General features: G+C 39.9%; 9 protein-coding genes and 1 pseudogene. 2 read left to right on the forward strand and 8 right to left on the reverse strand.

The annotated features are described in order from the left end of the window. A pseudogene (locus tag WBM60_RS07760) lies at window positions 1–312 on the forward strand (DUF6691 family protein); the annotation flags it as partial. Between the two features lie 22 nt (window positions 313–334). Here WBM60_RS07760 and WBM60_RS07765 read toward each other — a convergent pair. From WBM60_RS07765 to WBM60_RS07780, 4 genes are all read right to left on the reverse strand, one after another. Then, the gene (locus WBM60_RS07765; protein WP_424282938.1) at window positions 335–2,770 is read right to left on the reverse strand and encodes a GH36-type glycosyl hydrolase domain-containing protein; all 2,436 of its coding nucleotides are present in this window, start codon (window positions 2,768–2,770) and stop codon (window positions 335–337) included. Window positions 2,771–3,355: 585 nt separating this feature from the next. Then, window positions 3,356–3,823 (reverse strand): YybH family protein, encoded by a 468-nt coding sequence (locus WBM60_RS07770; RefSeq protein ID WP_424282939.1) that lies wholly within the window; start codon window positions 3,821–3,823, stop codon window positions 3,356–3,358. A gap of 124 nt (window positions 3,824–3,947) precedes the next feature. Further along, a complete protein-coding gene (locus WBM60_RS07775) occupies window positions 3,948–4,787 on the reverse strand; it encodes an alpha/beta hydrolase (RefSeq protein WP_424278854.1) in 840 nt (279 codons plus the stop codon). A 273-nt stretch (window positions 4,788–5,060) separates the two neighbouring features. Continuing rightward, window positions 5,061–8,525: a hypothetical protein gene (locus WBM60_RS07780; protein ID WP_424282940.1), complete on the reverse strand. Its 3,465-nt coding sequence runs from the start codon at window positions 8,523–8,525 to the stop codon at window positions 5,061–5,063. Window positions 8,526–8,759: 234 nt separating this feature from the next. Here WBM60_RS07780 and WBM60_RS07785 point away from each other — a divergent pair, with 234 nt between their 5' ends. After that, window positions 8,760–9,197, forward strand: a complete 438-nt coding sequence (locus WBM60_RS07785) for a hypothetical protein (RefSeq protein ID WP_424260396.1) — start codon at window positions 8,760–8,762, stop codon at window positions 9,195–9,197. A gap of 172 nt (window positions 9,198–9,369) precedes the next feature. Here the strand turns inward: WBM60_RS07785 and WBM60_RS07790 are convergent, their stop codons facing one another. The 4 genes from WBM60_RS07790 to WBM60_RS07805 form a co-directional block, all read right to left on the reverse strand. Then, a complete protein-coding gene (locus WBM60_RS07790) occupies window positions 9,370–9,666 on the reverse strand; it encodes an acyl-CoA thioesterase (RefSeq protein ID WP_424260398.1) in 297 nt (98 codons plus the stop codon). Between the two features lie 18 nt (window positions 9,667–9,684). Next, window positions 9,685–11,004: a glycoside hydrolase family 2 TIM barrel-domain containing protein gene (locus WBM60_RS07795; protein ID WP_424276709.1), complete on the reverse strand. Its 1,320-nt coding sequence runs from the start codon at window positions 11,002–11,004 to the stop codon at window positions 9,685–9,687. Window positions 11,005–11,012: 8 nt separating this feature from the next. Further along, on the reverse strand, window positions 11,013–12,554 hold the full coding sequence (locus tag WBM60_RS07800; RefSeq protein ID WP_424261708.1) for a sugar porter family MFS transporter: 1,542 nt from the start codon (window positions 12,552–12,554) through the stop codon (window positions 11,013–11,015). 58 nt (window positions 12,555–12,612) lie between these two features. Then, a partial coding sequence (locus WBM60_RS07805) for a glycoside hydrolase family 30 protein (RefSeq protein ID WP_424282941.1) occupies window positions 12,613–13,447 on the reverse strand: 835 nt, incomplete at its 5' end.

The raw sequence follows: 13,447 nt of genomic DNA on the forward strand, positions 1-13,447 counted from the left end.
CAGTCGTTTCATATGTACGGTATCATTGGTTCTGCAGTGTTTTTGGGCGCTTTATTTGTTTGGTTATTTAAAGTATTTGGCGTGAAAAATATTTAAGGGAATCAAATATATCTGATTCCAAAAGACAGTGGCTTTGTTCGTTATATTGTAGGTGGCACTGTTTTCGGTTTTGGTTGGGCACTTGCAGGTGCATGCCCCGGGCCCTTGTATGTTCTGTTTGGCACGGGGGTAATAAGTATGCTGATTGTTATTGCAGCAGCAGTATTTGGAACATTTGTATACGGTGTACTAAAAAACAAACTTCCTCATTAATTAATGCGTCTGTTTAAATTCATTATCCCATTATCACTTCCACAGAATGTTCCTTACCCTTTTCCAGAATGGGAACAATATTGGAATTAATGGGTGTCCCATTTACCAGAATTTTTTTTATCCCTTTGCTTATATGATCCGGGTTCTTAACATGGATATTATACGTAACATCCCTAAACACCCTTTTCATCTTAAACCCATCCCATTTAGAGGGGATACAGGGGTTAATAGCCAAGCCGTCGTATTCAGGGCTGATCCCCAATATATGCTGTGTAATCGCATAGAAATTCCAGGAGGCCGTACCCGACAGCCATGAATTTTTTGCCTCCCCCGGCTTATGTGCTTCTTTCCCCGCAATCATCTGGCAATAGACATAGGGCTCCACTTTGTGCAGTTCCGATAAATCTTCCAGGAAACTAGGTGCTATTTTTGTGTAATAATCATAAGCCTGATCCCCGCGCCCCAGCATAGTTTCTCCAATCATAATCCAGGGGTTGTTATGACAAAAGATACCCCCATTTTCCTTATAGCCCGCGGGATAAGTTGAAATCTCACCGTACTCTATATAATACTTCGTAAAGGCCGGATAATTCAGGACAATTCCGTATTGACAATCCAGATGCTCCTTCACTGCATTTAAAGATTTTTCTACCATGCCATCGTCTTTACCAATTTCGGCCATTGTACACCAACCCTGAGACTCAATAAAGATCTTTCCTTCTTCATTTTCTGAAGATCCTACTTTATTGCCAAAATAATCGTATGCACGCAAGTACCATTCCCCATCCCAGCCGTGTTCTTTTACAGCTTCAACCATGGCATCTACATGAACCTGAGCCTCTGTAGCTTCCTTCTCTTTTCCAATACGCTTACAAAGTTTTACATATTCTTTTCCGTATACCACAAATAGCCCCGCAATCATTAAAGATTCTGCGTTACCTCCTTTTTGGTTTTCGGTAGTTTGAAAGGATTCATTAGGATCCTCAGAGAAACAATTTAAATTAAGACAGTCGTTCCAATCTGCTCTGCCTATTAGTGGTAGTTGATGCGGGCCTAAATTATGTACCACATGGTAAAAAGAAGCTTTTAAATGTTCAAAATGGGTTTTCGCCCGACTGGCATCATTATCAAAGGGCACCATTTCATCCAATAGGGAAAAGTCACCTGTTTCTTTTATATAAGCCGTAGTAGAGAGTATTAACCAAAGGGGATCATCATTAAAGTTGCCTCCTACCGCGGCATTGCCTTTTTTAGTGAGTGGCTGATACTGATGATAACAGGAACCATCTTCAAATTGGGTTGAGGCAATGTCATAAATACGTTCGCGCGCTCTTTCAGGAATTTGATGTACAAATCCGATAAGATCCTGATTCGAATCCCGAAATCCCATCCCACGACCAATACCCGATTCAAAGAAAGAGGCCGAGCGAGACATATTAAATGTGACCATACACTGGTATTGATTCCAGATATTTACCATCCTGTCTAAACGGGGGTCTTCAGATTCAATGGATATCTTTCCCAGAAGATTATCCCAGTAGGTTCTCAACTCCTCAAGGGCTTTATTTACTTTTTCTGATGTATCATAAGCCGAAATCATATCCTTTGCAGGCTTCTTGTTAATGACCGACTTGCTTTCCCATTTATTGTCCTTCTCCACCTCAACGTAACCCAGCATAAATATCAATTCTTTGTCCTCGCCCGGTTTAAGTTCAATCTCCAGGCAATGTGATGCAATTGGGGACCAGCCGTGCGCTACTGAATTTTTTGATTTTCCTTCGCTCACCACCTCGGGAGTATCTAAACCATTGTAAAGGCCCACAAAAATTTCTCTGTCGGTATCAAAGCCATCAATGGGGCTGTTTACCGAATAAAATGCATAATGGTTCCGGCGTTCCTTAAATTCAGTTTTATGATAAATTACGGAGTCTTTTACTTCAACTTCACCCGTGGAAAAATTTCGCTGAAAATTGGTCATGTCGTCCTCAGCATTCCACAAGCACCATTCTATAAAAGAAAACAACTTTATATTTTTAGTTTTGGAGGATGCATTCTTTAGGCTTACTTTCTGAATTTCCCCCCAGAAGCCCAGCGGGATAAATTGCAGTACTTCTACTTCCAGTTTATTTTTAGAACCCTTGAATTTGGTATAGCTCATGCCATGGCGGCATTCATAATGGTCCAGTTCGGTTTTGACGGGTTTCCAGCCGGGAGACCAGGTAGCATCTCCATCCTTGATATAAAAATATTTACCCCCGTTATCTACCGGAATATTATTATATCTATAGCGGGTTAACCTACGAAATTTTGCGTCCTTATAAAAGGTGTACCCTCCACCTGTATTGGAGGTAAGTGAGAAGAAATCCTCGTTCCCCAGGTAATTGATCCAGGGATATGGAGTTTTAGGATTGGTAATTACATATTCCCGGTTTTCGTCATCAAAATTGCCGTATCTCATTGTGGTTTTGTTTAATCTGTTGCCCTCGAAATGCGTTTTTTCACCAGGGCTAAATACAGATTAAAAGTAAACAAATGTTCTTAGAAGTTTTGTGCAAATTTTGGCTTTTACTAGGCTAAAAACGTCTTGAAAGAGGTGCTTTCAGGCAAACGTTACCTGATTTTAAAAACACAAACCAGTTGAAATTCTTTAATTCCTATACGGGGGTTTGGTGACTTTATGTATTTTTTTACTGCCATGTTTAATGCCCTATAATGGCCAGTGTAAAGTGTGTTTACCTGGGCGACCGGCTTTGCTCAGCTCTGGCTATGCGCAAGCGATCCTGGCGGAATCACATTTATAGCAAGTGACCGGTTCTGTTATAACTTTTGACAATACAGATGCTGGTGACGACCTGGAACAAGGGTCGATCACATATAGGATGCTGAGCAAGTTATATTAAAAGAAAAAAAGGTGGTTTAAGTAAAAAAGAAAATATTATTTAACTTTAGAGTCCCGATAGCTCCTTCTCCATAGTATTACGAAGGAGAAGCTATCGGGATGGACTAGGGCTTTTCATAGGAGCCAATGTTGTGTGTTCGTTTTTTAAAGACCAATATCACGATACATTTTCCATTTGCCTTCTTCAAGTTTCCGAACCACAAGGTATTTCCCTGTACTTTTAACAGTATTGTTCAAATCTGAAAATTCATAACTACCTATTTCAACCATAAATTCCCCGTCATTGAAAACAGAACTGATTTTGAATTTGACATTTGGTATGCCATTTTTATTGGCATATCGGATTGATTTCCCCCAAGCGGAAATCAGATTTTCTTTTCCCTTAATTGCGCCCCAAGTTCCTTCTGTTGCGTAATGTTTGGCTAGAGCTATTGAATCTGCATTATTAAAACTTTCCGAGAATTGGTCGTCAAGTTCCTGTAATAATTCTTTAACCTCTTTTAATTCAATAGCTGCTGGATCAGATGCAATTTTTGTAGTTTGTTCATGCTTACAAGAATTACCCAAAAGCAGCAAGAGTAATATTACAATTAAATTTATTCTTGTTTTCATTTTTTTATTGAAGTTGAATTAGTTCTTTTTTAATGGTTGCCAACGGTCTCATGTATGAATCGTAGCTTTGGTTTGTGTGCTAGTTTTGCGTGGCTATGATTAAATACATAATGTTAGTAGTCGTTCATCTATTATTGAATTCTTCGCTGATAAAGGCTATTACATGGACGAGTGCTTCGTTGAAATAGTCCCAATTATGTTTCCCATCTCGCACTCTATATTCATGTGGTATTTCTAAATCTCTCATACGAATATGAAAAAGAGAATTTCCTTTGTATAAATGATCATCATCACCTATATCTACATAATACTTTACCTGGTTTAATCTCTCCATAGATGTATTATCAATTAGATTTAGAACACTATATGAATTCCAAAATTCCGTAATTCTTTCAGCACCTTCCTTGATATTTCCTAAAGCACTTCGATAGTTATACTGAAATTTTTCAAATGGCATTTCTCTAATTTGTTTGTCGGTCCGGATAGCTGCAGCCATTGAAGCGCAAACACTAAATAAATCAGGGTGGTGTAGGCTGTAAACTATGGCTCCGTATCCTCCCATCGAACCGCCGGCAATTCCTCTAAATTTTTTATCGTTTTGGCTTTTATATTCTTCTTCAATAAAAGGTATTAATTCGCTAATAAAATAATCTTCGTATTGGTATTCTCCATTGATATTGTTCATGTAAAAAGTTACTTCAGCGTCTGGCATCACTACTATCATTGGAATAATTTTACCGGTATTGATTCCAGAATCCATTACCTCTTGAATGTTCATTCTATTAAACCAGGTATGATGTGCATTTGGTTGAGGTCCGCTTCCATGCAAAAGATAAAGAACAGGATATTTCTTCAGGCTCGAATCATATCCAGCGGGCAAATAGATATTATATTGTATTTCTTTTTGTAGAATTTCACTATTAACCTTTAAATCAATTAGTAATTGACCTTTCTGTGCACTCAAATTGAAATTAAGCACAAAGTTGATAACCAATATTAAGGTGACTTGTCTGTTTAAAAACATTATTATATGATAATCCAGTGACTACTAACAATGGGATATGGTTATTAACTATATCTCGCTTATGTAAACTAATATAATGTATTTAGAGGATACCCAAGATAGTTAGCGCTTACCAGTTATCTAGTACTTTATGCTATATTAATACACATTGTATAATTTCTCAGATATAGTCTCTGTATCCACAAAGTTCATAACCGTCTATAAATATTTGTGCTAATTTTTAATAAGAGAAACTACAATATGCTTCACCTCCCCTGTCCTTTCAAAAAGCTGTTGGCTCGTATCGGCATCAAGCTCTAAGCTTTCGAACTTCCTTGAGGATAGGTTTGTATAAAATACTTCAAGGCCCTCCTGTTCGGCAAGTTTATAGACCACTGGAACCTGACAATAGGTAAAGCAAAGCCTGTTTTTTTCCAGGGCTATTTGCTGAGGCTTAAAATCAACATCCACATAAGAAAAAGTAGCAGGGGCTTTTAAAAACTCGGCTTTGTTAAAAAACCCTGGGCTAAAGGTAATTTTGCCCTCCTTAACCGCTACGCCCAATTCTCCCATCCTGCTTAAAATATCTTCTTTTACCTGGCCGGTCATCCCGGGTTGCTGGGCGCCCTTCCCGGCCGGGGTATGGGAATAAGGATCTGTTGGGAATGCCCCATATAGCTCCGGGGATTTATGTACTCCTATCCCCGCATTTATTTCGTAGTAATGATCTATTAATCTACCAATGATTGTCTTGTCTTCGCCTTCTTCTATGGCTTTTAAACAGTACTCCATCACCGCCAGCAGCAATTTGGAAACCATATGCCAGTAGATAGACCCAAGCCCCTCATAGCCAAAGAACGTCCCGGATCTTCCTGTAAAAGATTTGTGATCAAACACCTCTTCAAAAATGTCTAAGAGTAATTGCTGTTCCTCCTCAATGAGCTTTTTGTATGGCCCTTCAGGCAGTTCCGCCAGTGCTTTTTTAAGGCTGTCGGCATTATTAAAAGTCCCGTTAAAATGGTAGTCGCCGGCCACATCCTGTTCCAGGACCGTAGTATTCCCATCCTTCAACAATTGCTGCATCAGCTTAGACTGGGCTACTTTTTCTGAAGGGATTTTATTCTTATCCACAAAGCGTGGCAAATCCTTGTCCGGATATAAGATATAACTGTATTGATCTTCCCTAAACAGGCTGCTGGCCTTTAAAGCATCGAGCACTTCCAGGGAGGCTTCTGAGGAAAGGTAACCAGAACACAGTACCGCAACCTGCCCTTCCAGCATTTCACTTAAATAAGAAACAGAAATCTCCTTGTCATTTCCCACAGACATCAGGTTATAGGCATGGTACATCTTATCTGCCCTTTTATTGGCGTCTATAGCATGATCCATATACGCTAAGGCCACTTCTATAAAATTCAGCAGATCGGCTTTGGAAATATTTTTCCGGGACCCGCTAAAGCCGTTCTCATATATAGTGGCTCTATAGTTGCTCCCCGCCTGCCCCAGGCCATCTAATATCAACTTTCTTTCGGTATCCGAGATCTTGCCTTTTAAGGTGTCTTTATAGGTTTCCAAAGTGGTGGCAAGCCCCTCGAAAAAGGTAATCAATTCTTTAGATAAGGCTAGCTCGGTAAAAGAGGCCTTTTTAAGCGTGCTTTGAAAGAAACTTAAAAACCGTCTTATATAGTAGAGGGTCACCATAGAGACCCCATTCCCTACCAAAGCATTATTGGCATCATTCCATTCCGGCCTTTGGGTATTGAGCCAGATCCCGGCTTCCGGAATAAAGTTGGAGCATTTTGCCATTAGGGTGACCAGCAATTTTTCCAGGAGATTTACCTTATATATCTCCCCGCTATTATCGGTCAAAAGGGCCCCGTCTGCACCCATCTCCTCTTTCCTTTTAAAGATCTCTTCGCTTAGCACATGATCAAAATCAATGGTATCCTTGGGGTTTTTAAGCGTGTCCTGATAACTTTTAATCTTATAAGGAACATTGGCATATACAAAAAGATCCTGATTAAAATAGCTTTCCAGTCTGGAGGGATAATAGTCTTGTATAAACTCCAGAAATTTTAGAAGGTAAATGATCTGATGATCACCCCAGTACCCAATATAGGACCAAGGATCGTCCGGTTCTATGATCTCCCAGTCAAACCCATCTTTGGTCACACGGTAGGGGTTGTAGCCTTCAAAAGTTGTGGCATTTAAGAATTTATGGATCATACTGTCTATAAATTCCGGATAGGAATGCGCAAGGGCTTCCCAGTTTTGGAAAATATCCCGCCAGTTCCCCTGATAATCCAAAATATTAGATCCATCTACTTCACTTTGGGTATTTATGGAAAACTTGTTCCAGGGCCTGCTTGGGTCTCCATGCCGGCGACTGAATTTTAGAGGCATATACTCAAAACACAACCTTTTGAAATCCCGGTCCGTGTTCTCTAAAGCGAGTTGGTGCAAGGTTTTCAAAGAGAAAGTTGAAGGCAAAGCGATTATCTCCGCCTTATTGTTTTTCCAGACTTTTTTGTTGGCCTTCTGCAGATAGGTGGTGAAATCCTTTTTTTGAATCTCATAATTCTTATCAAAAATACCCCCACGCATGATGTTGTACAGCACGTTGGAATAGTGCCTGGCGGTGCGCAGCTTATCACTGGTTAGCTGTAAACCGTCTGCTGCGGCAGCCAAATCAATCAGGTTTTGGGTGCCCAGGGCTATATCCTTGTCTACTGCCTGAGCGAGATCTTTAGGGCTTTTTAATTGTTCTTTAATGTCCATCACCTGGGCGGGTCCCTGGTTTACATTAGCAACCAGCATCCAATCTTTTTGCGATGCTGCGGCCAAATTTAAATTTGAACTAATGAAATAGGCTCCTTTTTCTGCTTTGATATCGGTTTCGTTCCTGAGGCTCTTACCCCGTCTAAAATCATTGAGTTGTAAAGAGGAGACCAGATACATTGGCTTTTCTAAACCCACAGACCAGGCAATGGTAGCCTTAAGGGCTTCGCTTGGCTCTGCCTTGTCTACAATAATGGCACTCAGGGCAAAGATGCCCAGGCCGGTATCCGACTCTAATTCACTCTTTTTATATGCATCCACCAGGTTACTCCGGCCATTTTGCAGATCGGTATTCACTCCATAGGGCAGTATGTTCTGCAAACCGTCCAGAAGGGTGAGCTTCAGGTCTTTTTTGGTATTGTTGATCAGGCTGGCTTTTCTGACAAATCCGAATTTATTGCTGGAGTTCCATTGGTATCGGAAGGTGAGGCCCAGATCCTCGTTAATTTCTTCAAAGATGATCTTATTGCCAGTGTTGTTTTTGTAGAGATTTCTGGTGATGGTATAAAGGCCTTCATACCTGTCAGAAAAAGGTTCCCATAAAATGGACTTGCCCTCCAAATGAAGCTGCAACAAGGTTTTACTACCGGTTACCTCCAGAGATTCGGTTATTTTATCATCGGTATAATACGGGAAAAGGGAAGATTCACTATCCTTTCTTCCTGCGGTTAGGGCACCATTGCTTGATATAAACATCCAGTGATTGGAATCACTTACTATGCTCATAAAAAAGGGCCTTAAATTATTACTGTTGGAGATTTTGTAATAATCCTCATTTTCAAAATTCACATATTCCCCATTTACTTCGTGGGTTTCTAAATGAGCTAAGGCTTCTCCAATATATTGTTGCTCTGGATTCATAGTTGATTCTTTTTATTTGAAAATAAAAACCTCCAAAGAAGTAAATGACTTAAAGAGGTTTTTATGTCTGGTATTTATCGTTTTTTTGAACTATAATTTTCTTTGAAACAAGATAGAACAATTTATATTCATTTCGCAAGCCACAGTTTGGAATATGTCATTTTGCTTTACAACTACAGTTTGAAATAAGCAACCAGACAACTGCTTCTGCATCTACAGTTTAAACTCTTTGTGATGATAAAAAAGTGCGCCTTGCTTTTGTCCCTGTTGATTGTTGCCTGCACGAATAATGACGATTCAGAGAACGTTTTTGATATTAAAAGCTTTCCACAGGAATGGGAATTGACAGGAATGTCCGGAGGCTTATCCCCTGTTTTACTTACAGGCAGTGATATGACCTGGCAAGAGACTTTAACTTTAGAAAGCGATGGGCGGTTTTTAAAAGTAAGGCGATTTGATGAGGTGAGAATTGAGGGTGCAGGTGATTTTTCTTTTAGTGAAAAGGAAGGAGAGACCTATTTAAACCTGACCTATGATTCGGAGACGATTTTAATAGAAAGTTGTACCGGAGAAAAACTACTGGAAACATTATTCATGCCCACAACCACTTCTCTTAGGGGGGGATCTGCCCCCTGTGATGGTCCCGGCCTGTACTATAATCGGATTAAATAATAAAATCGTTTTATTAAACTACTTTTCTAGTTATTTTAAAATGGATTCTCCGTAATAATCGATGAACGTTTTTCTCCAGGCTTCAGGAAAAGGGTGTTTTTTTTAATTCCTCCATGTCATAAGCCATTAACAAGGTCTTGGAGATGGCTGCGAGCCGATCGTGATTTTTGCTTTAGATTTTGCCTTCACAAAGCACCCGATCTTCCATCAATTCAATGATATCCAAACTAATCACAACGGTGTCCGGATAGGTCACCGGAAAGATATATTTACAATCCTGCCAGGCCAGAATAGGAACTATTTTCCTAAACTTGAAATCTCCTCCATGCATTTTTTTAAACATCTCAATCCTTGCAGATTCCATCCAACGCAGGTAAACCGTGTTGTTCACGTGTTGTGCAGCATCCATATTACCCCATTGTACAGGAAGTTCAAGTGTTACATAACTATCTGATGTATTCTCTGTCAAGCCATCAATTATTTAATCTTATTTAACCATAAAAGGAATATTGGCTGTTGCCGAATGGTTTTGACCATCATTCACATAAACGAACAAGCGGTAAGGTCCTTTCCCCGGAGCCTTAAATACTACTGTTCCTTCTTCCTGCGAGACCACGAGTCCTTCAATGGTTTCCGGCCTTGACTCCTCATCTCCTCCATCCTGCAGGTCTGTACTTTCGGGTAGAATTTCCCAGCTATAGGTTAAAGGATCATTCTCATAATCCATAATTTCTATGGTAGCACTATATTCTCCTTCTTCTTCTAAATAAACATTGTCTAAGGCAACCTTCCCGTCCAGGGTGTAGTTTTCTATAACGGGTGTCCTGTTTTCCGGCCATTGACCATTCCAAATATAATGCATGACATCCACGGACTCTGTTTCCTTGCCATCTTCTAAAAAGATCCCGTACCAGGTTGGGGTTCTTTCTTGTTTATTACCCCATAGAAAAACATAGGAGCCAATACACTGCGTGGTATCAGAAGCAATGCCTTTCTCATGGCGCTGTAAATAATTGTTCGCTTTTACGGTACTATTTTGCTCAATGGGTGCTTCCCATGCAGTTTTAGGCACCTCCCAATGACCGGTTGCCCCCCATTCTGTTACCATATAAGGTCCTTCCCAACCGTATTCTCTTATGAGGCGAGGCACTTGAGGTAAATCACCATACATCTGCACGGATAAAATATCCAGATCCGGACACCGCTCTTTGATATACTTTACTTCCTTTTCGCCAATACCCGCCAAACTTGTGGTGGTAAGGTGGTTTGGATCTACTTCGTGGATCATTTCTGAAATTTCATTCACCGCATCCCAAACTTTCGGATTCTCATAATGGAGGTTTAACTCGTTTCCTATTCCCCAAATCAATAATGCAGGATGGTCCTTTAAAGCTAATACCTGTTCCTTTATTTCTAATAACTGTTTGTTTACTTCTTCGGGATCATCATAATCAAAACCATGTCTCTCCCGTCCTACTTCAATCCCCATAGTTACCATGATGCCATTTTCATAAGCCTCATCAAGCACTTCCTTTCCGGATTTCTGACCATTTTCTGTGCGCCAGGTTCGGAACGAATTCGCATTATGGCTTGCAAGTGCAGGCACATTACCAAACTCCAGGCCTGCGCCTTTAATATAAAAAGGTTCATTATTAACCCTTAGCACAAATTTACCTGCCTCCTTATTTACGACTACTTTAGCTGGCATTTCAACCGCAGCAGCAGTTACCTCAACTTCTTTTTTCTCTGATTTATCCTTGCAGGACAAAAGCAAGAACAAACAAACTATACATACAATACTTCTCATTTTAAAATCTATTTTCTAATTAATACTTCCTGAACTTCTTCTAAGGTTTTTCCTTTTGTTTCGATTACGAATTTATACACAAAGAAGATCGCACAGAAGGATAATAAAGCGTAAATGGCAAACGTAGCTGTTGGACCCAGGTTGGATAATTCCCAGGGGAATACCTGGGTAACCGAAAAACTGACCAATGAGTTAAAGAAGCCCACCACAGAAATGGCAATTCCTTTTACTTTGGTCGGGAATATTTCTGAAATAAGGGTCCACATAACCGGTCCGAGCGAAATGGCAAAAGATGCCACATACAAGAGGATGGCTATAAGCACTAAGGTAGCATTCACTTGAATGAAGTTTGTTATTTCATTTCTTTTGAACTTGAGGAACAGGTCCTGATCCATCGCAGGTTCTACTTCCTCGAAAAGGGCGGCCTGGCTATCGAACGACTTTCCATTGAAATCTGTCAATGCTGTTCTAATTTCCTCATTACTTATTTTAGCCAGGGTATCGTCATTAAAATCATAGGTGGCATTATTAAATGCAAATGCCGCCATTAAAAGGGCAATAGTCATAAAAGTAGTACCTATTAACAAAAGGGGTTTACGTCCCAGCCTGTCAATTAACCATATGGCTACCAGAGTGAATACCAGGTTGGTAAGCCCTACGACAATAGCTTGCAGAAAAGAGGAATCTGTACTTCCACCAGCCTGTTCAAATATGGTGGGCGCATAGTAGAAGACTGCATTTATACCCGTGATTTGTTGAAAAAAGGCAATCCCCAGGGCAATGATCATTATCGTACGGTTTCTGTTACTAAACAGATCGGCTAATTTGCCTTTTTCCTCTTTCTTCGCAACCCCGCGTTGAATCTCGGCGATAGTCACCTCAGCATATTCCTCTCCACCTATCTTCACAAGGATCTTTCTTGCCAGTGCAACCTGGTTTAATTTAGTAATTAACCAACGTGGGCTTTTTGGCACCGTAAAAAGGGCCAAAAAATAAATGGCTGCCGGAATGGCTTCAACCCCCAACATATATCTCCAGCTATTTTCACCCATATCTACAAGAAAGTAATTAGAGAAATAGGCAACGGATATACCGATAACGATGTTCAATTGATTAAATGAAACCAGACTACCCCTAAGTTTAGGAGGTGCTATTTCTGCAATATAAATAGGTGCAATTAGTATGGCGCCACCAATTCCAACACCTCCAATAATTCGGGCGATAATAAATTCTGTATATCCTGTTGCCAAGGCGGACCAGGAAGCAGAGATTGTAAAAAGTGCGGCAACAAAAATCAAGACATTTTTCCGGCCGTACTTATCACTCAAAGGCCCGGCCATTAAATTACCTGCCATGGCACCAAAAACGACACAGCCCACAGAAAATCCGAGCATCCATTCTGTCATTTCAAAATAGATAGTTATTCCTTTAACTGCACCGGAAATAACGGCGCTATCAAATCCCAGTAAAAACCCTCCCAAAGCAACTATCAGGCTTATGAGAATGGTATAGGATTTATTCATTTTAATAACTTTATCTGATTCTTCCATGGTATTGGTTCTTGGTTTGGTTATATTTTTGTTTTGGTACTTTTAATAAAAAGGGAATTTATTCTTCAGACATCACAATGGTCTGTATTCCATGAGCCGGAATTTCAATTTTTGCAGTTTTTGAATTCATAGTAATGCCATATTCTAAGGGTACATCACTTTGATTCATTGCAACGATCACCAGACTACCATCTACATTTACAAATGCAGTTGACAATAAAGAATTTGAGTTCGAAACGCTACTGATCCTTTTTGCGCCGGGGCGAATAAATTTAGAAAAATGCCCTATGTAATAGTAGGAATACGTTAATATAAGTTCTCCTGTTTTGGTGTCTCCATGTGCCGGAGCAAAACATAAATTACCCACATGGTTGGGGCCACCTGTTTCATCCAAAAGAATATTCCAGTCTGTCCATGCCACCGTTCCATTGTTAAAATCATTTATCATAGACCTTCCATAGCGTTCTGCAAGTCGTTCTTCCTCAATTTTGGCAATATCATAACCTTCGTTACAGCCTTCTGTAAAAATTAAATTCTTATCAGGAAAAGTTTCATTTACATTTTTAACATTGTTAAACATGGGAATACCATCTTTCCAGTCTTCATACCAGTGAAATCCTGTACCCCAAACATATTTAGCAGCTTCAGGGTCATTTAAAATAACGCTGGCCCTTTGAAATAACAGATCGCGGTTGTGATCCCAAACAATTATATTTTTATCTCCCATACCCTCTTTTTCCAGGGTAGGTCCCAAATAATTTTTTAAAAAATCGCGTTCTTCCTCGGCAGTATAAATACAAGATTCCCATCGTTGAACAGCCATGGGTTCATTTTGAATGGTAAGTCCCCATAATGGGATTCCCTCTGCTTCATAGGCCTCAATAAATTTCACA

Origin of the sequence: Eudoraea sp., from assembly GCF_049669105.1 — a bacterium.
GTDB lineage: Bacteria > Bacteroidota > Bacteroidia > Flavobacteriales > Flavobacteriaceae > Eudoraea.

Excerpts from the sequence above, each read along its gene's own strand:
- WBM60_RS07800 (WP_424261708.1), bottom strand. The coding sequence starts at position 12,554 with ATGGAAGAATCAGATAAAGTTATTAAAATGAATAAATCCTATACCATT.
- WBM60_RS07765 (WP_424282938.1), bottom strand. The coding sequence starts at position 2,770 with ATGAGATACGGCAATTTTGATGACGAAAACCGGGAATATGTAATTACC.
- WBM60_RS07780 (WP_424282940.1), bottom strand. The coding sequence starts at position 8,525 with ATGAATCCAGAGCAACAATATATTGGAGAAGCCTTAGCTCATTTAGAA.
- WBM60_RS07770 (WP_424282939.1), bottom strand. The coding sequence starts at position 3,823 with ATGAAAACAAGAATAAATTTAATTGTAATATTACTCTTGCTGCTTTTG.
- WBM60_RS07785 (WP_424260396.1), top strand. The coding sequence starts at position 8,760 with ATGATAAAAAAGTGCGCCTTGCTTTTGTCCCTGTTGATTGTTGCCTGC.
- WBM60_RS07795 (WP_424276709.1), bottom strand. The coding sequence starts at position 11,004 with ATGAGAAGTATTGTATGTATAGTTTGTTTGTTCTTGCTTTTGTCCTGC.